The organism is Alteromonas sp. ISO5 (genome assembly GCF_058105165.1).
Genome location: NZ_CM176572.1, coordinates 1,514,048 through 1,535,807, shown reverse-complemented (window position 1 = coordinate 1,535,807; position 21,760 = coordinate 1,514,048). Strand labels below are relative to the sequence as shown.

Genomic DNA, 21,760 nt, shown 5'->3' with positions numbered 1-21,760 from the left:
TTAGCGGTAGAATTCAACCGTTATGGATTTTTTGTATGTTATTGTGAAAATTTTCTGAGTCTATAACAGAAGGTCAGATGAGTTAGCCGCCAAAATAGCCTTACAAAGGCTATTTTATCCGCGACAAAATTCCGTCGAGCTGGTCTAAATCGTTAAAGTTGATCACCAACTTACCTTTACCTTTCGCGTTATGGTCAATCGACACTTTAGCGCCCAGGTTGTCAGACAACTTATTCACCAGACTTTTTACATCCGGATCGATTTCTTTGGGGGGTTTTGGTTCTGCTGGTTCAAGAATTTTACGCACCAGTTTTTCGGTATCACGAACCGTCAGTGCCTTGCCGGAAACAATTTGCGCAGCATCAGACTGAGACTCACCTTCCAGCGCCAGCAAAGCGCGGGCATGACCCATTTCAATATCACCGTGTTCAACCAGTAACTTTACATCGTCATTAAGGTTATTGAGGCGTAACAGGTTGGTGATGGTCGTGCGTGACTTACCTACCGCTTCGGCGACTTCCTGGTGAGTTAATTCAAACTCATTCATTAAGCGGTTAAGCGCCTGGGCTTCTTCCATGGCGTTTAAGTCTTCACGCTGAATATTTTCGATCAGCGCAATTGCCACAGCGGCTTCGTCAGGCACGTCCTTAATCAGGCAGGGCACGACATCCAGTTGCGCCAGCTGCGCGGCACGCCAACGACGTTCACCGGCGATAATTTCATATTTATCAGTACTTACTAACCGCGCAACTATTGGCTGAATAACACCCTGAGAACGGATAGAAGAGGCCAGTTCTTCCAGTGCCTCCGGCGACATATCTTTACGGGGTTGATACTTGCCAGGCTGCAAAAATTCGATAGGCAGTTTTCTAAGTTCACTGTTTTGTGACGTGACGGCTTCGCCATCTTCGCTGCGTGAGGCTGACTGACTGGTCGCTAACAATGCATCCAGCCCGCGTCCTAATCCTCTTCTTTTTGCTGACATAATATCCTCAATGCCTGAATGTTCTTTTTATTAACTCGCCTTGGCAGGCATTTCTGACGTTTTGTCCCGGCGTCGTAAAATTTCCCCGGCCAGGGCCAGATAAGCCTTTGCGCCAGTAGATGATTTATCGTAATACATAGCTGGGGCACCAAAACTTGGCGCTTCAGCAAGACGTACATTGCGAGGGATCACGGTACGGTATACCTGTTCACCAAAATGCCGTTTAAGTTGTTCGGACACATCATTGGCCAGGCGGTTACGTGGATCATACATGGTCCGCAGCACACCTTCTATTTTTAATTCCGGATTCACTACCGAGGCCAGTTTCTGAATGGTGTCCATCAATGCCGTTAGTCCTTCCAGTGCATAATATTCACATTGCATAGGCACTAAAATTGAGTCGGCTGCCGCCAGCGCATTAACCGTTAGCAGGTTCAGTGAAGGTGGGCAGTCGATAAAAATAAAGTCATAATAGTCACGAACCGACTGTAATGCATTGCGCAGACGAACTTCGCGAGCAAACTGTTCCATCAGTTTAATTTCAGCAGCCGTCACATCACCATTAGCGGCAATTAAATCGTATTTACCCGACGTACTTTTTACAATGACTTCGTCAACCGGCTTGTCTTCAATCAGTAATTCATAGCTGGTTGCATCTACTTCGTACTTGTCTACGCCGCTCCCCATGGTGGCGTTACCCTGTGGATCCAGGTCAATCAGTAGTACTTTACGTTTTGTGGCAGCCATTGACGCAGCTACGTTTACTGCTGTAGTAGTTTTACCCACACCGCCCTTTTGGTTTGCGATTGCAATTACTTTAGCCACGTTTGATCCCAACTATGATTTTTGAACCGTCAGCAGATGACGCTCGCCTTCCAGCCCGGGTACAAATAGCTCTACAGATGATTCCAGAGTACAGGTAGCCGGTATGGCAGCGATTTCGTCGGTCGGATACTGGCCTTTCAATGCCAGAAACTTCCCCTGAGTATCTACCAGATGCTCACACCAGTGCAACATATCTTTCAGCGAGGCAAACGCTCTGCTGAGTACTGCATCATAGTACTGCGCAGGCACGTGATCCTCAACCCGGCTTTGAATTGGCTCTATATTGACCAGTTTCATCTCAAAGGCGCATTGCTTCATAAAACGCACCCGTTTACCCAGGCTATCGAGTAACGTGAAGTGTTTATCCGGACAGGCGATGGCCAGTGGGATCCCCGGTAAGCCGGGGCCCGTGCCCACATCAATGTAACGCTGGTCGGTTAAAAATGGGGCTACGGCTAACGAATCCAGGATGTGTTTAACCATCATCTGCTCGGGATCACGAACCGATGTCAGGTTAAACGCCTTGTTCCATTTGTGGATGCGCTCAACATAATCCAGCAACAAATTTTGCTGTTGGTCAGACAGTACCAACGACATAGCATCGATACCGTCGCGTAAAATGATACTTAGTTTTTGTCGGTCAAAACTCATTTAGGCAGACTGCTTCTCATGTTTACGTAACATGCCGTGTTTTTTCAGATAAACCAGCAACAGCGATATGGCCGCCGGTGTGATCCCGGAAATACGAGCGGCTTTACCAATAGTTTCCGGACGGGCGTCGGTTAACTTCGCCACAACCTCGTTGGATAACCCGGATATTTTACTGTAATCGAAGTCTGCGGGTAACAGGGTATTTTCATGCCGCTGGGTTTTGGCTATCTCGTCAAGCTGACGGGCTATATAGCCGGCGTACTTAATTTGAATTTCCACCTGCTCGGCCGCAATAGGATCCTCAAGACCAGGCCCCAACGACTCGATACTCATCAGTGACGAGTAAGTCATTTCCGGACGACGGATCAGTTCTTCCAGCGAGTGTTCACGACTGACCGGATTTTTAAGCAGGGTGTTTAACTCAGCGACCGCCGCATGTTCAGGATGGATCCACTGGCCACGCAGACGTTGTTGTTCCTGTTCAACCGCTTCCATTTTAGCGTTAAACGCAGTCCAACGGGCATCGTCCACAAGACCGATTTCTCGGCCTGCCGCGGTTAAGCGCATGTCCGCGTTATCTTCGCGCAGTAACAAACGGTATTCGGCCCGGCTGGTAAACATCCGATAGGGCTCTTTGGTACCCATAGTCGCCAGATCATCAATCAATACACCCATGTAAGCCTGATCGCGACGCAGGATCAGCGGATCTTTTTGCTGTACCTGCAAAGCGGCGTTCGCACCGGCGATAAGACCTTGGGCACCGGCTTCTTCATAGCCGGTAGTACCGTTAATCTGGCCGGCAAAGAACAGTCCATCAATGTACTTGGTTTCCAGGGTTTGTTTGAGGTCCCTGGGATCAAAGAAGTCATACTCAATGGCATAGCCCGGGCGAATGATGTGCGCGTTTTCAAACCCTTTGATGGAATGGATCAGCGCTTGCTGAATATCAAACGGCAAGCTGGTTGATATACCGTTAGGGTACACCTCAACGCTGTTAAGACCTTCAGGCTCAACAAAGATCTGATGTGAATTTTTATCGGCAAACCGGGTTATTTTATCTTCAATGCTCGGGCAGTAACGTGGTCCAACGCCTTCAATCACACCGGTAAACATAGGGGAACGATCCAATCCACCACGAATAATCTCGTGGGTTTGTTCGTTAGTGTGGGTGATGTAGCACGGGATCTGCTGAGGATGCATTTCACGGTTACCCATAAACGAGAACACCGGTGCTGGCGTGTCGCCAGGCTGAGCTTGCATCACATCAAAATTAAGACTGCGAATATCCAGTCGTGCCGGGGTGCCGGTTTTCAGCCGATCGACTCTGAACGGCAAAGCTCGTAACCGTTCGGCCAGTGCAATCGACGGAGGATCGCCAGCACGGCCGCCGCGATAGTTTTCCAGACCGATGTGAATAGTGCCTCCAAGAAAAGTCCCTACGGTTAACACCACCGTTTTAGCTCGAAATTTCAGGCCCATCTGGGTCACAACACCACACACGCGATCGTTCTCAACGATCAAATCATCACAGCTCTGCTGGAACAATGTCAGATTTGGCTGGTTTTCAACCATGTTGCGGATCGCCTGACGATACAAACTACGGTCAGCCTGGGCGCGGGTTGCACGCACAGCAGGACCTTTACTGGAATTTAATGTTCTGAACTGGATCCCGCCTTGATCGATGGCCAGTGCCATAGCACCGCCCAAGGCATCAATTTCTTTAACCAGGTGGCCTTTACCAATACCACCGATCGCCGGATTACAAGACATCTGGCCAATAGTCTCAACATTATGGGTAAGTAATAGAGTTCGCACGCCCATACGCGCAGCAGCAAGTGCAGCTTCAGTTCCGGCGTGTCCGCCGCCAACGACAATGACATCGTAATCTTGCTGATAAAACATAGTTACCTCACTAATACCTAACTGAGACGAATTCGTTTAGCCAGTGGAGAAAAAAGGGCGCGTATTTTAGCTGGTTTATTGCCTAAAGAAAATGGTTAAATTTTCTACATTTTACCGGTGAAACTGAAAAGCGGATCGGCTTATTAAAATATAGGATCTTTATTAGATCTTTTATTTTTATATTTATTAGGGATCGCCGGATCTGTGTGTAAGTCGCTTTTCCTTATAATTAACATGATATTACACGATCAATAAGATCTGGAAGACCCCGATCACAACCCTAGTGGGATCCTGTGCATAAGGCATTGTTTTATCCACATGCCAGCACTGACCGGATCTTATCAAAATTCAGATCAAAGCTTGTACACAGCTACTTCTAAGAGGTTATTCACAGCAGTGATCTAGCTTTGATCTAACTGGGGATAACTTGTTTATCAGATCCAGGATCTGATCGGCCTGTAACCCTTGTTATGCGGCTTATAGCGGTGTTTTACTGTGGAAAAGAGTTATTCAGATCTTAATGGTTTTTGATCTGCGGATCACGTTATCGATCCGATCGTGTTGAAGCATAATGTTTATAACAATAATCTGAAAAGGACTTTTGCGGACAAATTTTTTTGTCAGGGCGGGGTCAAAAGGTACTAATAGCGTGTTTTGAACCGTGAATGGTAGAAATTGGATATAAAAAAACGCCGTATTTACGGCGTTTCTGGCAGGCTTGTTTAGAAGCTAGCGGACCTGGTTAGGCTGATAACGAGGCGGAGTTGTAACCTGGTCTTCTTCATCCAGGGTCAGCCCTTTGCGGCGGCTGGGACCAGAGAACCGTACTTTGTAGGTATCGTATTCTTTGAGCGATTCAAAACAATAACGGCCAAGTGCCTGTTCCAGATCGCCAAGATTGTGGTTGGTGATCATAATACAGTTTTTCTTGTTAACCAGCCGTTGTCTGAGCAAATTACCCAACCAGCTTTGGGAGTTTTTCTTCAATACCGTTTCGTTAACACAGACTTCATCGAGGATTAGCATATCGACATCAAGCAATTCCTGATGGGCGGCGCGGAATTTTTGGCCGGCGTTATCCTGGGAGCCGAAGTCATAGGCGGAATGACGCATTTCCAGAAGGGTAGAGAGCTGTCGGTACAATACGGTAACTTCATACTGATCAATCAACTGATGGGCTATGGCACCTGCTATATGTGACTTACCACGGCCATAATCACCGTAAAAAATCATCATGTGGGAACCGGCTTCACGCCAGGCTTTGTCTTCATGTGCTGCGATAAAAGACTGGGCAATGCTCACTGCCTCAACCACGTCATCACTGTCTTCAATGAGGTTAGCAAAGGTCCAGCGTGGGTTGAGATCTGAACGACCATGAAGCATCTCGATGCGCTGTTTTTTAGATTGCTGCTGGAGCTGCGCAATTTCCTGATTGGCCTGGGCCTCATACTGCTTACGCAAAGTTTTATAATCGATATATTCGGACTCATTCGGCACTGCTTTACCCAGTGTTCTGGCCAGTGAGTTGAGTTTATCTTTAAATGAATCCATGATTAATTTTTACCTGATTTATTGGCGTATTTGGCAACAAGCTGTCTGGCATTATCATCTGCTTCGATGCCAGGTTCAACTTTGACCACCTGATTACCCACTTTTTTCGTCGCCTGATAGCCTTTAGCTGTACGACGGTTTTTCAACGCGTAGGTAAATTTCTGAGTCCACTGATAGCTGCTGAAAACGGCCTCTGGTCGGCCCAGCCAGTACGCCACAAACTCGCCGGTGTCCTGTTCGTCAAAGCTTTTATCGATTAAGCCAATGAGCGCTGCTATATCATCAAACACCGGTTGTTCAGGTTGCCAGTCGCGATGCATTGCGAAGTGCTGCTGATGATAAGGCTGATAGCCCTGATTATGGCTTATCAGCGGCAACAAAACCCGTTTGCCGTTGAGCGACATGTCGAGGCTGAGTGATTCAGGTAATGACACCAGACCGGCCTGGGTAAGCTCTTCCAACAATGTATTGATCTCACGGCCACGGGTCACTGGTTCTCGCTGCGGGTCGCTGTTCATCAGAGCCAGTAGCTCTTTGTACTGCAGTGGAGTAGACAGCAATGTGTCTTGATTGGCTTGTGGCCGCAGTGCCAGACAATAAAGCACCCTGGCCGCATTACTTAGCGGCACAGTAAGCGCATTGAATTCAGCCTGGGTAAACATTTAGTCCAGCGTGTCGAGAATGGGTTCCAGCCACTCTACGGCGCGATCTTCAGGTATGGGGTGGTGCAATACGTCGATATGCAATGGATCGGCCATGAGTTTAGCGCCGGTTTTGTTCATCAGCGTTTCCATGGCGATGGCACCATAGCAATAGGTATCGTAGCTGCTGTCACCCAAGCCCACTACAAAGTACTCGATATCGCTGAGATCTTCGTCTTCTAACTGGGCCGCGAAGGGCTGAATATTGTCGGGTAAATCGCCGGCACCATGGGTAGAAGTGCAGATAAACCAGGTTGAATCTGCGTCAATATCGTTTATATCGGGCTGGGTGAGTATAGTAACTTTATATCCACGGGCACGAAGGGCCTCAGCAATGGCATCAGCAACATATTCGCTGGCCCCCAGTACAGAACCTACTAGCAGTGTAAAGTGACGATCCATATTACTCCGGATAAACCTTGTGGCAGTTATGCTTAAAGTGGAGGCATTATAACAATAATAACCGCCAGCGAATATGTTTAGTCGGGTGAGGTTGCTGGCCGCAGATTACTTGCCGATGCAGAAAGAGGAAAAAATACGACCGAGTAGATCGTCGGAGCTAAACTCGCCAGTGATTTCAGTGAGTGCCTGATGGGCCAATCGCAACTCTTCGGCCAATAGTTCGCCGGCAAGATTATCGTTAAGCTGCGCCTCACCGGTTTGCAGATGTTCAAGTGCTGTATCGATTGCATCTATGTGACGGCGGCGCGCAATAAACTGTCCTTCGGTGGTGGTATTCAGGCCGATACTGGCTGCCAGATGGTTTTTTAATACCTCAATACCTTCACCGGTACTGGCAGACAGGGCTATGGTGGTAAACGCTCCGTGGGCCGATTCCACCTGATGTAAGCGGATTTCATCGCCGGTTTTATCAACCTTGTTGCGAATAACCGTTACCGGCATGCCTGCGGGTAATTGTTGCATAAATTCAGGCCAGATAAGGTGTGGGTCGATGCTGTCTGATTCGGTACTGTCGACCACGAACAATACCCGATCGGCCTGATTAATCGCTTCCCATGCGCGGGCGATACCGATTTGTTCCACTTTGTCAGGGCTTTCTCTGAGGCCTGCCGTGTCGATAATATGCAGCGGCATACCATTAATATGGATATGCTCTTTCAGTACATCCCGGGTGGTACCTGCTATATCGGTAACGATGGCACTTTCACGGCCGGCCAGGGCATTGAGCAGGCTCGATTTACCCGCATTGGGTTTTCCGGCAATAACCACCTGCATGCCTTCGCGTAGCAGCGTACCTTGTTTTGCCTGACTGCGAACCTTACCAACTTGTTCAAGAATGGCGGTGAGATCATTACTAACCTTGCCGTCAGATAAAAAGTCGATTTCTTCATCCGGGAAGTCGATAGCGGCTTCCACATACATGCGCAAATGAATAATGGCTTCGCTGAGTGTATTAATTTGCTCTGAGAACTCACCCTGTAACGAACGCAACGCGCTTTTCGCTGCCTGTTGGGAGCTGGCATCGATCAGGTCGGCAATGGCTTCGGCCTGGGCCAAATCCAGTTTGTCGTTTAAGAAGGCTTGTTCGCTAAACTCACCTGGTCGCGCCAGTCTGACATTGGGTACCGCTGAAATTGCTTCCAGTAGCATATCAATAATGACCGGTCCGCCATGACCCTGAAACTCCACCACATCTTCACCGGTAAAGGAGTGGGGGGTTTTAAAATAAATGGCGATGCCCTGGTCGATGATTTCACCGTCGGCATTATAAAAATCAGTGTAGGTGGCCTGACGGGGCGATAATGGGGTGCGTAATAAGCTTTCAGCCACTTTTAACGCCTGCGGGCCGGATACCCGTACAATGCCAACACCACCTCGCCCTGGCGGGGTAGCTTGTGCAACGATGGTGTCGGTGTGGCTGATAGTCATAAATTAGCTCTAGTCGCGGAAGTTATTAAATTGAAATGGCTGACCTAACTCTGCCTGTTTTACCAGTTGCATAACCTGCTGCAGGTCGTCCCGTTTTTTACCGGTTACCCGCAGTTGCTCGCCCTGGATTGCGGTTTGTACTTTGATTTTGGCATCTTTGACCAGTTTAACAATCTTCTTGGCGACGGCCTGTTCTATACCTTCTTTAAACGCTATTACCTGGCGGTAGTTTTTACCGGTGACGGTATGCGGTTTACAATCTATGGCAGAGGTATCCAGATTACGCTTAGCACAGGCATTACGGAACATGGATTCCATTTGTTGCAGTTGGAATTCGGCCTGGGCTGCCATCAGTACGGTTTTTTCCTTGTATTCGAAGCTGGCTTCTACGCCACGAAAATCGAAACGGGTCGACAATTCACGGTTGGCGTTTTCCGTGGCATTGCGGACTTCTTCCATGTTTATTTCTGACACAATATCAAATGAAGGCATGATCACTGCTCTCCTGTTAACAAAAGCCCGCATTAATGCGGGCTTTAAGTAGTTTATTGGGATTATTTATTTACTTAATGCCACGTTTTTCCATGGAGGCGTAAATCATTTTTGCCTGGACCAGGGTAATCACGTTACTGATAAACCAGTAAAGTACCAGACCCGCCGGGAACCAGATGAAGAACACACTCATGGCAACCGGCATCCACTGCATAATTTTTTGTTGCATGGGGTCGGTCATGGTTGTGGGTTGCAGTTTTTGCAACATCCACATACTGGCACCGGTTAATACGGGCAGTACAAAATAGGGGTCCATTACCGACAAATCGGTAATCCACAGAATAAAGTCGGCATGGCGCAATTCCACACTTTCCAGCAGTACCCAGTACAGCGCCAGGAAGATAGGCATTTGCAGTAACAGTGGGAAGCAGCCACCCATGGGGTTAACTTTTTCTTTTTTGTACAACTCCATCATAGATTGTGACATCTTTTGACGGTCGTCGCCGTAACGGTCTTTAAGTTGCTGCATCTTCGGCGCCAGATTACGCATCTTGGCCATTGACTCGTATTGCTTCTTGGTGAGCCAGTACATGGCGCCTTTCACAATAATGGTGATGAGGATAATAGCCACCCCCCAGTTACCTACCAGGCTATGCAGGAATTTAAGCAGCGCAAACAAGGGTTGAGAAATCCACCATAAAATACCGTAGTCGACGGTCAGATCTAAGCCTTTCGCTAGCTTAGCCAGTTTATCCTGATCTTTTGGTCCAAGATAAAGTGTGCTATTTAACTCAATAGCCTGGCCAGATTCTACTGATGTTGGTTCGCCAGTGTAGCCAACGATAGCGTACTGATTGGCAACCATACGGCTGTAAAGCGAATTGGTTTCATTTTGAGACGGGACCCAGGCAGAAATAAAGTAATGCTCCAGCATACTCACCCAACCGCCGGTTGTGGTGATGTGCAATGGTTCGTCTTCGATATCGTCAAACGTATATTTATTATAACGGTCATCTGCTGTACCGTAGGCAGCGCCGCGGTAAGTTGGCATAAACATATTGCCGCCTTCCTGCTCTGCGGTGGTTTGCTTCAACTGAGCATATTGTTGGAACTGAGCAGTCTGACCAGTATTGTTGGTAATTGCATAGCTTACATCTACGTCGTTATGACCACGGGTAAAGGTAAAGGTTTTGGTAATGCTGATACCGTCGTTGCCCGACCAGGTAAGCGGTACACTCAGTGTGTCGCCGGTCAGTTCGTAAGAATCAGCCTGCGCTTGGTATAATGGTCTGCCTTGTGAGCTGCCATCGGGCCCATTAGCGCCAACTAGTCCACTTTGAGCAACATACAATCCATTTCCGGCACGCAGTAAGCTGTAGGGTTCGTCAGACCCCTGAGTGACCGGAAATTTAACCAAATCGGCATGAATTACGTCACCACCCACTAAGCTGATAGTCAGATTCAACGTATCGGTTACTACTGAAATCGTTTGCTGTGTATTGCCGTTATCCGCTGCTTGCGGCAATGCTTCACTTTGAGTGACCGGCACATCACCATCTGTACTGCTTGCTGCAGGTACAGTTGACGCAGAGAGGACACCGGCCGCTACACTTTCTGCCGCTTCCTGGGTTACTGGTTGAACTGGCTGCGGTCCGTAAGCCTCATGCCACTTTTGCCAGAGTAAAAAGCTGATAAATGCGATGGCAATAATCAGAATACTTCGTTGCGATTCCATACTGGTCTCTTTTAATTTGAGTGTTTATTGTCTTGTTTGTTTTCGGGTACCGGATCGTATCCGCCAGAGTGCAAAGGGTGGCATTTTAATATGCGTTTGATAGATAACCAACCGCCAATTAACAATCCGTGCGATTTAAATGCATTTAAGGCATAAACTGAGCAGCTTGGGTGAAAGCGACAACGCTGTCCAAGTACCGGGGAAATAAATAACCGGTAAAAGTAAATGAGTACCAGCGGCAGCGCGATTAGCCCGTAGTGCAGCGCTTTTCGAGCTTTTTCCATAACTTTTCCAACGTGACAAAGACTTCATCATTCGATAATTTGTCGGCGCCTGTTTTGCCGACCACAATAATATCGATTCCGGGGAGTTGTTGCGCGCGATGGCGAAAGCTCTCGCGAATTAAACGTTTAATGCGATTGCGCTGATTAGCCTTACGAATACGTTTTTTGGCTAAAGTAATACCAATGCGGGGATGGGCTAACTGATTATGTCTGGCTAGAACCGTAAAATACGGTGATACTGCGGGAATTGCTTTATCGAAAACATAGGTAAAGTGGGAGGGAGTAAGAAGCCTTAACTCCCGGGAAAACTGCTTTTCGCCCACTTTTGGTAAATACCATTAAGCAGAAAGGCGAGCACGACCCTTTGCACGGCGAGCGGCTAGTACTTTACGACCGTTTTTAGTCGCCATACGAGCACGGAAACCGTGAGAGCGTTTACGCTTTAGGTTACTCGGTTGAAACGTTCTTTTCATGACCAAAGTCTCACTTTTACGTGGTTAAACATACTTATCGTAACTGCCCAAATAATAGGCGTGCTACAAAAGGACGCTGAATTCTAGAGATCTCTTGGACCATTGTCAATGAAAAAGCCTGCTAAACCACGTAATAATCCAATTTTGATTGTCGCATCACGATTATAAATTACACCGACTGTGAATAATTATTTTTATCAATACAATTTATCCACAGTTTTGACGCTGATCCAGCAAGTATAGGTCTTGTCAAGACTATGATCGGCTACTGATCGCTTATACAGGATCCTTGATCATAATAGTGCGATCTGATCTTCAATTAAGATATTTTCTATAATAAACATGAAATTAACGGTTTGAAGTTGTTGTTTTTTGCTGATCCGGATTTACTTTGGATCGAATAAGTAAGATAATCCACAAGCTAGTTAATCGATCAGCGTGACATCATCAGTTTACTCACAATTCACTTGTTTGTTAGTCGATGCGACCTGCAGCCTTTATACACAACATTAAATAACGATAATAACAATAAAAATAAGGCCTACAGCCTGAACGGAGCATAATAATAATATGTCTTTATGGAATCAGTGCCTGGAGCGTTTGCGTCAGGAACTCCCTACACAGCAGTTTGTTATGTGGATAAGACCACTGACATCAGAACAAAATCAGGATGCTGTTACGCTTTATGCTCCGAATAGGTTTATTCTGGATTGGGTTCGCGAAAAATACCGGGATAAGATCAACCAGTTATTTGTTGAGTTTAGTGGCGGCCAACAGCCGCCACAGCTACGTTTCGAGGTGGTTCAGCGTCGCGCTGCACCGGTTGCGTCTAATCCGTCGCCAAATGCTGTCGACAGCGATCTGAATCGAGGATCGGTGCGGGGATCGTCGATTCCTGCGTCTGGTAATTATAGCCAGCCTCCTCAACAAACCAACGCTTTTACAAATGACAATAGTGCGGCAATGCAAAGACCGCCGGCCCCAACGCCGGTAGGTGCCAGGGTTAATCCACCCGGACCGGCTGGCAAGACTATGAATAAGGTCATTCCTATCCCGGAAGGGGTGAGTCATAAAAGCAACATCAATCCCAACTACCAGTTCGACAACTTTGTCGAAGGTAAGTCTAACCAACTGGCCAGAGCGGCAGCGAGCCAGGTGGCGAACAATCCCGGTGGATCCTATAACCCGCTGTTTATTTATGGTGGTACCGGTTTAGGTAAAACTCACTTACTACATGCAGTAGGTAATGGCATTCTGAATACTAAGCAGGATGCCAAAATCATTTATATGCACTCTGAGCGTTTTGTTCAGGATATGGTTAAAGCGCTACAAAATAATGCCATTGAGGACTTCAAGCGTTTCTATCGTTCAGTGGATGCGTTACTTATCGATGACATTCAGTTCTTTGCAAACAAAGAGCGTTCCCAGGAAGAGTTTTTCCATACGTTTAATGCGTTGTTGGAAGGTAATCAACAAATCATTCTTACCTCCGACCGTTACCCCAAGGAAATTGACGGGGTAGAGGATCGCCTTAAATCGCGCTTTGGTTGGGGACTGACCATTGCAATCGAACCTCCGGAGCTTGAAACTCGGGTGGCGATTCTGATGCGTAAAGCCGCTGAGAATAATATCCAGCTGCCTAACGAGGTTGCTTTCTTTATTGCCAAACGTCTACGGTCAAATGTTCGTGAACTGGAAGGTGCATTAAACCGTGTTATTGCCAATGCAAACTTTACCGGCAGACCCATTACCATTGATTTTGTGCGCGAGGCGTTAAGAGATCTTCTCGCGTTACAGGAAAAGTTGGTTACGGTAGATAATATTCAAAAAACGGTCGCGGATTATTATAAAATAAAGGTATCTGATATTCTGTCAAAACGTCGCAGCCGAAGTGTTGCCAGACCAAGACAAGTTGCCATGGCGTTATCTAAGGAATTGACGAATCATAGCTTGCCCGAGTTGGGTAATCTGTTTGGTGGCAGAGACCACACCACGGTGTTGCATGCCTGCCGCAAAATAGAGCAGCTTAAAGAAGAAAGTCATGATATAAAAGAAGACTATAAGAACTTGATAAGAACACTGTCTTCTTAACAGAAACCAACACAGGTGAGAAAAGAATTCGATGAACTTTACCATCAGCCGGGAAAACTTTTTACAACCATTACAACTAGTATCCGGGGCAGTAGAGAGACGCCACACCCTGCCAATTTTATCTAACGTTTTAATAAAAGTTAGTGAAGGCGCACTTTGGTTAACGGGTACAGATTTAGAGGTAGAGTTAATTTCCAGTACACAACTGGAAGGTGACTTTGCCGAGGGTGAGATCACTGTACCCGCCAAAAAGTTATTTGATATTTGTCGTGGTCTGTCTGATGGTACAGAAATCAATTTCTCACTCGATGGCAATAAAGCGGTTATCCGAGCCGGTCGCGGCCGCTATACACTCTCAACGTTATCAGCTAGTGATTACCCTAATCTCGAAGACTGGGAAGGCGAAGTTGAGTTTGAAGTGTCCGGTGCTAATCTTAAACGCTTAATCGACAGTGTGCATTTCTCAATGGCACAGCAGGACGTACGCTATTATCTCAACGGTATGTCTCTTGAAACCGAAGAAAATCTGGTTAGAACAGTGGCTACCGATGGGCACCGTTTAGCGCTTTGTCGGCTTGATTATACAGCGGCTACCTTGCCAGCTCGCCAGGTTATCATTCCACGTAAAGGTGTGCTGGAGATTTCTCGTCTGATTGAAGACGATGACAAGTTGTTAAAGATTCAGATTGGCGCAAATCACATTCGTATGTTCTCCTCTGAATTTATTTTTACCAGTAAGCTGGTTGATGGTCGTTTTCCTGATTATCGTCGCGTACTACCTAAAGACGGCGACAAGATTATTCTGGCCAGTAAAGATGTCTTGAAAGATGCGTTTTCGCGTGCTGCTATTTTGTCTAATGAAAAGTTCCGCGGTGTTCGTTTAAATATCTCTTCCGGCGAATTAAAAATTACTGCCAACAACCCGGAGCAGGAAGAAGCCGAGGAAATAGTTGATATCGATTATCAGGGCGATTCGCTCGAGATAGGTTTTAACGTCGCTTACTTAATCGATGTGCTGAACGCTATCGGTTCGAACAACGTTAAGATTAATCTTATGGATGCCAACTCCAGCGCCCTTATAGAAGACGCTGATGATGGTGCGGCTCTATACGTTATTATGCCCATGCGCCTGTAGGTGCACGTTGAGTCCATCATTTACGTAACTTGTAATCTTTGAATACATTGCCGAATCTCGATATTCGGCTTTGTTGTATTTAATCCCCGGTTTTTCTTCACTCAGAGCATAAGTATTGTTTTATGATTTTGGATAAGCTGCAGCTCACAAAGTTTAGAAACTTCGAGTCTGTGCAATTCAGCCCGTCGCCATCGCTGAGTATCATTACCGGTAGAAACGGAAGTGGCAAATCGTCGTTACTGGAAGCACTTCATTATCTGGGATACGGCCGTTCATTCAGAACGTCTAAACACCAATCTGTTATCAAGCATGATAACGATGCTTTCACTATCTTTGCTAGTTGCCAGAATGACGACGGTAAACAATTTAAGATTGGTCTGTCACGGGGAAATTCAGAGCAGTTCAAATGCAGTGTGAACGGCGAGCATTTTAAGCGCCTCAGTGATTTGGTGAGTCTTCTTCCTATCCAATTGTTTACGCCTCAGAGTACCGATTTAGTGATTGGTTCGCCTTCTGAAAGAAGACGATTTTGCGACTGGGGATTGTTCCACGTGGAACAATCCTATTCAGAACTGATAAAAAACTATGGAAAGGTACTTAAGCATCGCAATGCGCTGTTAAAGGACTATAATGGACAATCCGCCCAAAATGATACGGGATATTGGGATCAACAGATTATCGTGTTAGGGGAGCGTATAAATGCATTACGCGGCGAATACGTCAATAGATTAATTTCTGTATTCGAAAGTACTTGTATGCAATTTCTACCTGAGTTTTCCGTCGAAATTTCGTATTATAGGGGCTGGGACAAAGACAGCGATTTATCGCAGGCTTTACATAAAAAGCTGCCTTACGATAGAAAAGTGGGATACACCTCTGTTGGTCCACATAAAGCGGATTTACGCTTTAGGGTGAATAAAACCCAGGCCCAGGAAGTGCTATCACGCGGACAGTTAAGAATGGCAGTTGCTGCATTACAGCTAGCTCAAACAAAGCTATTTACGCTGGAAACCAACAGGCACAGTATATTTTTGCTCGATGATATTGGTGCCGAACTGGATGCAGAAAAAAGAGAACGGTTCATCGATGGGTTAATAGAAACACAGACCCAAGTTTTTGTTACTGCCATAGAACAAGAACAACTTGAATTTGTGAATAAATATAAAGACAAAAAATTGTTTCACGTGGAACATTGCAACGTGAACGAGGAGTAAAACTGAATGTCAGAACAGCACAATTATGATTCTTCCAGTATTAAAGTTCTGAAAGGATTGGATGCAGTACGGAAGCGTCCCGGCATGTACATTGGTGATACCGATGATGGAACAGGTCTACATCACATGGTGTTCGAGGTTGTAGATAACTCCATTGACGAAGCGTTAGCAGGACACTGTTCCGAAATCAAAGTACAAATTCATACCGATGGCTCTGTTTCAGTTTCTGATAATGGCCGTGGTATCCCAACAGAACTACACCCCGAAGAGGGCGTATCTGCGGCTGAAGTAATTATGACAGTACTTCACGCAGGCGGTAAGTTTGACGATAACTCTTATAAAGTGTCAGGTGGTTTACACGGTGTCGGTGTTTCAGTAGTAAACGCATTGTCCAGAAAGTTAAAGCTGACAATCCGCCGCGCAGGCAAAACTCACGAACAAGAGTATCAACACGGTGTACCACAACAACCATTGGCAGTGATCGGCGATACAGAAAGTACAGGTACTGCAGTGCGTTTCTGGCCAAGCACTGATACCTTCACGAACGTAGAATTTCACTACGAAATTCTGGCCAAACGTTTACGCGAGCTGTCATTCCTTAACTCAGGTGTATCAATTAAACTGAAAGACGAACGCGACGGTAAAGAAGACCATTTCCATTACGAAGGGGGAATTCAGGCATTCGTTGAATATCTGAATCGCAACAAAACACCTATCCATCAAAAAGTATTTCACTTCTCCAGCGAAAGAGAAGATGGCATCTCTGTTGAAGTGTCTATGCAATGGAACGATGGCTTCCAGGAAAATATCTATTGCTTTACCAATAACATTCCTCAGCGCGATGGTGGTACACACTTAGCCGGTTTCCGTGGTGCGTTAACCCGTACCCTGAACAACTACATGGAAAAAGAAGGCTTAAACAAGAAAGCGAAAACGTCCACCAGTGGCGATGACGCTCGCGAGGGTCTGACTGCTGTAGTTTCTGTTAAAGTACCTGATCCAAAGTTCTCGTCTCAGACCAAAGATAAATTGGTGTCTTCTGAAGTTCGGCCGGCGGTAGAGTCTGCTATGAACGAAAAACTAGCTGAGTACTTATTGGAAAATCCAGCCGAAAGTAAAATCATCGCCAGCAAGATAATTGACGCTGCACGAGCTCGGGAAGCGGCTCGTAAAGCCCGCGAAATGACTCGTCGTAAAGGCGCGTTAGACCTGGCCGGTCTACCGGGTAAACTGGCAGACTGTCAGGAAAAAGATCCGGCTCTCAGTGAACTCTATATAGTGGAGGGTGACTCTGCAGGCGGTTCGGCCAAGCAGGGTCGTAACCGTAAAAACCAGGCAATCCTGCCATTGAAAGGGAAAATTCTAAACGTTGAGAAAGCGCGTTTTGACAAGATGCTGTCTTCTCAGGAAGTCGCTACCTTAATTACCGCACTGGGCTGTGGTATCGGCCGTGACGAATATGACCCGGAAAAATTGCGCTACCACAGCATTATCATCATGACCGATGCGGACGTGGATGGCTCACATATCCGTACCTTGCTGCTGACCTTCTTCTACCGTCAGATGCCTGAAATCATCGAGCGCGGTTATGTTTATATTGCTCAGCCACCGCTGTATAAAGTGAAAAAAGGCAAGCAGGAACAATACCTGAAAGACGATGATTCCCTGACCAAACACCTCACTTCTATTGCAATGGACGGTGCTGAGTTATATACCAGTGAAGATGCGCTGCCTATCAAAGGTGTAGCGCTGGAAAACCTGGTACAACAATACCAGGGCGTAGAGAAAATGATTGCCCGCATGTATCGGGTAATGCCTGTGAGCTTGTGGTACAAACTCATTTATACCAAAACACTGTCTACCGACGATCTGATCAATAAAGAGGCATTAGCCGCTTTTGCGACTGAGTTTACCAGCGCGCTGGAAACACAGGAAACCGATGGCGCGTTATACAAGTACGAAATTAAACATGACGCAGAGCGTAGCGAATACTACATTGCTATCATTATGCGTATGCACGGTATCGACTACGAGTATAACCTTGGCAGGGACTTTATCGAATCAGCAGAATATCAACGTATTAAAGGCCTTAATGAGGCCATCAACGGCATGATGGAAGAGGGTGCCTATATTAAGCGTAACGAACGCAAAGAGCCGGTAACCTACTTTGTGGATGCACTGGAATGGTTAATGGCTGAGGCAAAACGCGGGCAATATATCCAGCGCTATAAAGGTTTGGGTGAAATGAACCCGGAGCAGCTTTGGGAAACTACCATGGATCCTGCAAGTCGTCGCATGTTACAGGTCACCATCGAGGATGCCATTGCCTGTGATCAGTTGTTCACAACCTTAATGGGTGATCAGGTTGAACCACGACGTGCATTTATTGAAGCGAACGCTCTGAACGTGGAAAACCTCGACGTATAGCTATTGCTACTTCTATGAAGGTAAAAACCCGGCTATAGCTGCCGGGTTTTTTTATGCCTTTTCGATAACAGGCAGCTATTCATGATTGATGATCATGACACCTGGAACAAACAAAGCTACATTGAACATCTAACCATACAGCGCGACTGCGGAATTGATAATAATGAATAAACGACTGTTACTTGCAGCAGTTTTTACTGCTTCACTGGGTTTTACTTCGCCGATTCTGGCGCAGGACAATACCTTTGAAATGTGGCCCTCTGCACAATACAAAACCAGTATCCCCACGAGTCACCAAATACTCGGCTATGAATTGGGTGAGCGTATTACCAGCCATGCTGATACATTAAAATACTATTATGCGTTACAGCAAGCCGCGCCTGACAATATCAAGGTAGTAGAATTCGGCGAAACCTGGGAAGGACGAAAATTAGTTTATGCGGTGATCGGGTCCAAACAAAACCTGACTAATCTTGACGAATTCGCCGAAAAAATGAATCGTCTGGCCGATCCGAGAGCCACCTCAGTAAGCGAAGCCGAAAAATTAATTGCTTCTTTGCCATCGTCGGTGTGGCTCGAACATGGGGTTCACGGCAATGAAATTTCCAGTACAGACGCGTCAATGGTAACGGCTTACCACTTATTGGCCGCCACCAATCAACCAATGGTGAAAAAGATCCTCGATAATACCCTGGTGTTTATCGACCCGATGCAAAATCCTGATGGCCGTATGCGGTTTATCAATCAGTATTATGCAACGGTAGGGATGGAGCACAGTACCGACCGCCTGAGCGCTGAGCACAATGAACCCTGGCCGCGGGGACGCTCTAATCACTATCTGTTCGACATGAACCGTGACTGGCTGGCAATTACTCAGCCAGAAACCAAAGCGCGAATTCGAGTTATCAACAAATACAAGCCCACCGTGGTCATCGATCTACATGAAATGGGCGGCGACTCGAGCTACTTCTTCGTGCCGGCTGCGCAACCCATTAATCCGCATATGCAAACAGAGCAGTTAGACAACAACGTTACCATCGGAAAAAACAACGCCAAATACTTCGACCAATTTGGTTTTAGTTATTACACCCGAGAAGTATTTGATGCTTTTTATCCTGGCTATGGTGACAGTTGGCCAACTTTCTATGGTGCTTCAGCGGCGACTTATGAAGTAGCGTCAGCCCGGGGTGAGCAATTCGAAAAACTGGATGGCAGTATATTACAGTACCGCGACACGGTGCAGCGCCATTTTGTTGCATCGATGGCGACGGCTGAAACGACGGCAGAACATCGCGAAAAAATCCTCTCTGACTTTTACCTGTATCAGCAAAAAGCTATTGAGGCAGGCAAGGACGATGATGAACGAACCTTTATCTTACCAAACGTCAGAGACAGGGCTGCAACACATCGTTTAGCCACATTAATGGCTGAGCATGGTGTAGAGGTGAAACAGGCCTCTGAGAGCTTCAAGGCGTGCGGTGAGCGTTATAAGCCTGGCGCATTCGTAATTGATACCGCACAACCACGAGGACTGTTTGCCAAGACAACCTTTACCCAACAGGTAGATATGGATAAAACCTTCGTGGCTGAACAGGAGCGACGTCGGGCCAATAAACTACGCGACCAAATTTATGATGTCACTGGCTGGTCGTTACCCCTGATGTTCAACGTGGAGACTAATAGCTGCGACGATGCAGTTAAGGTAAAAGGCCAGATGATCAGTGCCAATTTGCCATTGAAGGCGGAGCTGATAAACGCCAATGCCAAGGTTGCCTATCTGGTTCCGTGGGGGGATATGTCAGCAGGGCGGTTCTTAACGGCGGCACTGCGTGCAGGGATTACTATTAAAAGTGCGGACCAGGCCTTTAAAATGGAGTCGGGCAGTTATCCCGCCGGTACGCTTATCGTTGAAATTGCAAAAAATGATAAAAACCTCGCTGCGCAAATAACCCAGATTGCTAATCAAACCGGCGCAAAGGTAGTGGGCGTGGATACCAGCTGGGTAGTTGAGGGGCCAAGTTTTGGCAGTGAAAACACTGTAGGCATGAGCGCGCCAAAAATTGCCATGGCCTGGGATGAACCCACCAGCTCATTAAGTGCAGGTAGTCTGCGTTTTGTAATTGAGAGGCAGTTTAACTACCCGGTAACGGCTATCCGTGCCGGTAACATGAGCAGGGCTAACCTGAGTGACTATCAGGTTATCATTTTACCTTCCGGCAACTATGCCAGACATCTGGGCAAAGACGGTGCTGACAATCTGAAAGACTGGGTAAATAAAGGCGGGGTATTAATTACCATCGCTAATGCAACTCAGTGGGCTGCCAGCGAGAGCGTTGGGCTACTCGATGTGAAGCGAGAATTTGCCTTAAAAGGGGATGATGTGACCGCCCAGGCTGATGGTGACGTGGTAGATGGCACCACCATTGAAAACCGCACCGGTTTCCTTAACGCTATAGAAAACAAACAAGAATTACCGGATTATGTGGCTGGCATTCTTACTCGGGTAGACGTTGATCAGGAGCACTGGCTCACCGCAGGCGTTAACCCTGAAGTGGTTGCTATGGTCACCGGTAATGATATCTACAGCCCTATCAAACTTGAATCCGGCAAAAACGTGGCGTGGTTTAAAGGGCCGGATGAGGTGGTAGCCAGTGGCTATATCTGGAATGATTTTAAGACACAGAGCGCTTATAAACCTTTCCTGATCCACCAACCTATGGGTCGTGGCATGGTAATCGCCTATACCCAGGAGCCGACAGTCAGAGCTTATCTTGACGGTTTAAATGTGATGTTGATGAACACCATATTCCGTGCCTCAGCACATGCTTATCCATTGCGGTAACGAATTCTAATAGTAAGCCTTAAGAAAAAACGGCGACATCAAATTAACTTTGAGTCGCCGTTTTTTATATCTATTTGCAGCTTAAAGGGCAGTGATATTCAGCATTAAACTGGTATTCGGGCTACCTTTTACCGTGAATCGATAGGTTGCCGTACGAGGTGGCGTGAAGCGCATGTTAGCGGCTTCTGCACCACAGGTCAGCGACATGGATTGTTTGAGGGCAATCGCCAGTCCTTTATAACTGGCGCCACAGGTCTGACTGGTCGTCCAGTTGGTATTGGAAAACTTAAAGTCGTAAGGCTGTTCATCGGCGATCAGTTCAACATCCACGTAATAGCCATTACTACCTCGCTGCAACTGATAAGCCGGCTTGGCTTCCCACCAGTTAAATACGCCGCGTAAATACCAATCGGAAAATACAATTTCTGGCTGCTTTTCCTGAAATACAGGGTACTGACCGGTTTGTGTACAGGCCGTCATCAACAGGGATAATGGCAGAGCTAACCAACGTTTTTGCATGATTGACTCCAAATTATTGGAAATAAAAAAGGGCACGCCAGGT

19 protein-coding genes are annotated in these 21,760 nt (G+C 46.7%); 5 read left to right on the top strand and 14 right to left on the bottom strand.

Annotation, left to right across the window (positions count from 1 at the left end):
- Positions 1-109 precede the first annotated feature (109 nt).
- The 13 genes from AC2T0J_RS06945 to rpmH all read right to left on the bottom strand — a co-directional run bounded on the left by AC2T0J_RS06945 (position 110) and on the right by rpmH (position 11,489).
- Entirely contained in the window at positions 110-985 is an 876-nt protein-coding gene (locus AC2T0J_RS06945; protein WP_489809413.1) for a ParB/RepB/Spo0J family partition protein, read from the bottom strand.
- Between the two features lie 30 nt (positions 986-1,015).
- Complete coding sequence (locus AC2T0J_RS06940; RefSeq protein WP_489809412.1) at positions 1,016-1,810, bottom strand: ParA family protein; 795 nt, start codon at positions 1,808-1,810, stop codon at positions 1,016-1,018.
- Positions 1,811-1,822: 12 nt separating this feature from the next.
- The gene (rsmG, locus tag AC2T0J_RS06935) at positions 1,823-2,461 is read right to left on the bottom strand and encodes a 16S rRNA (guanine(527)-N(7))-methyltransferase RsmG (protein ID WP_489809411.1); all 639 of its coding nucleotides are present in this window, start codon (positions 2,459-2,461) and stop codon (positions 1,823-1,825) included.
- A complete protein-coding gene (gene mnmG / locus AC2T0J_RS06930) occupies positions 2,462-4,363 on the bottom strand; it encodes a tRNA uridine-5-carboxymethylaminomethyl(34) synthesis enzyme MnmG (protein ID WP_489809410.1) in 1,902 nt (633 codons plus the stop codon). It abuts the gene before it with no gap.
- Between the two features lie 729 nt (positions 4,364-5,092).
- On the bottom strand, positions 5,093-5,914 hold the full coding sequence (locus AC2T0J_RS06925; protein WP_489809409.1) for an ATP-binding protein: 822 nt from the start codon (positions 5,912-5,914) through the stop codon (positions 5,093-5,095).
- 2 nt (positions 5,915-5,916) lie between these two features.
- Positions 5,917-6,576 (bottom strand): DnaT-like ssDNA-binding domain-containing protein, encoded by a 660-nt coding sequence (locus tag AC2T0J_RS06920; RefSeq protein ID WP_489809408.1) that lies wholly within the window; start codon positions 6,574-6,576, stop codon positions 5,917-5,919.
- Positions 6,577-7,017 carry an FMN-binding protein MioC gene (mioC, locus tag AC2T0J_RS06915; RefSeq protein ID WP_489809407.1) on the bottom strand — a complete coding sequence of 147 codons (441 nt, stop codon included), beginning with the start codon at positions 7,015-7,017 and terminating at the stop codon, positions 6,577-6,579.
- A 105-nt stretch (positions 7,018-7,122) separates the two neighbouring features.
- Entirely contained in the window at positions 7,123-8,505 is a 1,383-nt protein-coding gene (gene mnmE, locus AC2T0J_RS06910; RefSeq protein WP_489809406.1) for a tRNA uridine-5-carboxymethylaminomethyl(34) synthesis GTPase MnmE, read from the bottom strand.
- 9 nt (positions 8,506-8,514) lie between these two features.
- Positions 8,515-8,997, bottom strand: coding sequence for a YajQ family cyclic di-GMP-binding protein (locus tag AC2T0J_RS06905; RefSeq protein ID WP_489809405.1), 483 nt, complete (start codon positions 8,995-8,997; stop codon positions 8,515-8,517).
- Positions 8,998-9,067: 70 nt separating this feature from the next.
- The gene (yidC, locus tag AC2T0J_RS06900; protein ID WP_489809404.1) at positions 9,068-10,732 is read right to left on the bottom strand and encodes a membrane protein insertase YidC; all 1,665 of its coding nucleotides are present in this window, start codon (positions 10,730-10,732) and stop codon (positions 9,068-9,070) included.
- Positions 10,733-10,743: 11 nt separating this feature from the next.
- Entirely contained in the window at positions 10,744-11,016 is a 273-nt protein-coding gene (yidD, locus tag AC2T0J_RS06895) for a membrane protein insertion efficiency factor YidD (protein WP_489809403.1), read from the bottom strand.
- On the bottom strand, positions 10,980-11,339 hold the full coding sequence (gene rnpA / locus AC2T0J_RS06890; protein WP_489809402.1) for a ribonuclease P protein component: 360 nt from the start codon (positions 11,337-11,339) through the stop codon (positions 10,980-10,982). Before rnpA ends, yidD begins: the two co-directional genes overlap by 37 nt.
- 15 nt (positions 11,340-11,354) lie before the next feature.
- Positions 11,355-11,489 (bottom strand): 50S ribosomal protein L34, encoded by a 135-nt coding sequence (rpmH, locus tag AC2T0J_RS06885; RefSeq protein WP_014290886.1) that lies wholly within the window; start codon positions 11,487-11,489, stop codon positions 11,355-11,357.
- A gap of 570 nt (positions 11,490-12,059) precedes the next feature.
- On the opposite strand from rpmH, the gene dnaA reads away from it, so the two are divergent.
- The 5 genes from dnaA (at position 12,060) to AC2T0J_RS06860 (ending at position 21,198) form a co-directional block, all read left to right on the top strand.
- On the top strand, positions 12,060-13,580 hold the full coding sequence (gene dnaA / locus AC2T0J_RS06880; RefSeq protein WP_489809401.1) for a chromosomal replication initiator protein DnaA: 1,521 nt from the start codon (positions 12,060-12,062) through the stop codon (positions 13,578-13,580).
- Positions 13,581-13,611: 31 nt separating this feature from the next.
- Positions 13,612-14,715 carry a DNA polymerase III subunit beta gene (gene dnaN, locus AC2T0J_RS06875; RefSeq protein WP_489809400.1) on the top strand — a complete coding sequence of 368 codons (1,104 nt, stop codon included), beginning with the start codon at positions 13,612-13,614 and terminating at the stop codon, positions 14,713-14,715.
- 122 nt (positions 14,716-14,837) lie between these two features.
- Positions 14,838-15,929 carry a DNA replication/repair protein RecF gene (gene recF / locus AC2T0J_RS06870; protein ID WP_489809399.1) on the top strand — a complete coding sequence of 364 codons (1,092 nt, stop codon included), beginning with the start codon at positions 14,838-14,840 and terminating at the stop codon, positions 15,927-15,929.
- Between the two features lie 6 nt (positions 15,930-15,935).
- Positions 15,936-18,356, top strand: coding sequence for a DNA topoisomerase (ATP-hydrolyzing) subunit B (gyrB, locus tag AC2T0J_RS06865; protein WP_489809398.1), 2,421 nt, complete (start codon positions 15,936-15,938; stop codon positions 18,354-18,356).
- A gap of 163 nt (positions 18,357-18,519) precedes the next feature.
- Positions 18,520-21,198, top strand: coding sequence for a M14 family metallopeptidase (locus AC2T0J_RS06860; protein WP_489809397.1), 2,679 nt, complete (start codon positions 18,520-18,522; stop codon positions 21,196-21,198).
- A gap of 81 nt (positions 21,199-21,279) precedes the next feature.
- On the opposite strand, the gene AC2T0J_RS06855 is transcribed toward AC2T0J_RS06860, so the two are convergent.
- Positions 21,280-21,717: an early set domain-containing protein gene (locus tag AC2T0J_RS06855; protein WP_489809396.1), complete on the bottom strand. Its 438-nt coding sequence runs from the start codon at positions 21,715-21,717 to the stop codon at positions 21,280-21,282.
- Positions 21,718-21,760: the final 43 nt, after the last annotated feature.

What these genes read in the sequence shown, in the direction of transcription:
- AC2T0J_RS06920 (WP_489809408.1), bottom strand. Translation starts at nt 6,576, where the DNA reads ATGTTTACCCAGGCTGAATTCAATGCGCTTACTGTGCCGCTAAGTAAT.
- yidC (WP_489809404.1), bottom strand. Translation starts at nt 10,732, where the DNA reads ATGGAATCGCAACGAAGTATTCTGATTATTGCCATCGCATTTATCAGC.
- rpmH (WP_014290886.1), bottom strand. Translation starts at nt 11,489, where the DNA reads ATGAAAAGAACGTTTCAACCGAGTAACCTAAAGCGTAAACGCTCTCAC.
- gyrB (WP_489809398.1), top strand. Translation starts at nt 15,936, where the DNA reads ATGTCAGAACAGCACAATTATGATTCTTCCAGTATTAAAGTTCTGAAA.
- mioC (WP_489809407.1), bottom strand. Translation starts at nt 7,017, where the DNA reads ATGGATCGTCACTTTACACTGCTAGTAGGTTCTGTACTGGGGGCCAGC.
- AC2T0J_RS06855 (WP_489809396.1), bottom strand. Translation starts at nt 21,717, where the DNA reads ATGCAAAAACGTTGGTTAGCTCTGCCATTATCCCTGTTGATGACGGCC.
- dnaA (WP_489809401.1), top strand. Translation starts at nt 12,060, where the DNA reads ATGTCTTTATGGAATCAGTGCCTGGAGCGTTTGCGTCAGGAACTCCCT.
- AC2T0J_RS06860 (WP_489809397.1), top strand. Translation starts at nt 18,520, where the DNA reads ATGAATAAACGACTGTTACTTGCAGCAGTTTTTACTGCTTCACTGGGT.
- rsmG (WP_489809411.1), bottom strand. Translation starts at nt 2,461, where the DNA reads ATGAGTTTTGACCGACAAAAACTAAGTATCATTTTACGCGACGGTATC.
- AC2T0J_RS06945 (WP_489809413.1), bottom strand. Translation starts at nt 985, where the DNA reads ATGTCAGCAAAAAGAAGAGGATTAGGACGCGGGCTGGATGCATTGTTA.
- mnmE (WP_489809406.1), bottom strand. Translation starts at nt 8,505, where the DNA reads ATGACTATCAGCCACACCGACACCATCGTTGCACAAGCTACCCCGCCA.
- recF (WP_489809399.1), top strand. Translation starts at nt 14,838, where the DNA reads ATGATTTTGGATAAGCTGCAGCTCACAAAGTTTAGAAACTTCGAGTCT.
- yidD (WP_489809403.1), bottom strand. Translation starts at nt 11,016, where the DNA reads ATGGAAAAAGCTCGAAAAGCGCTGCACTACGGGCTAATCGCGCTGCCG.
- dnaN (WP_489809400.1), top strand. Translation starts at nt 13,612, where the DNA reads ATGAACTTTACCATCAGCCGGGAAAACTTTTTACAACCATTACAACTA.
- AC2T0J_RS06905 (WP_489809405.1), bottom strand. Translation starts at nt 8,997, where the DNA reads ATGCCTTCATTTGATATTGTGTCAGAAATAAACATGGAAGAAGTCCGC.
- mnmG (WP_489809410.1), bottom strand. Translation starts at nt 4,363, where the DNA reads ATGTTTTATCAGCAAGATTACGATGTCATTGTCGTTGGCGGCGGACAC.
- AC2T0J_RS06925 (WP_489809409.1), bottom strand. Translation starts at nt 5,914, where the DNA reads ATGGATTCATTTAAAGATAAACTCAACTCACTGGCCAGAACACTGGGT.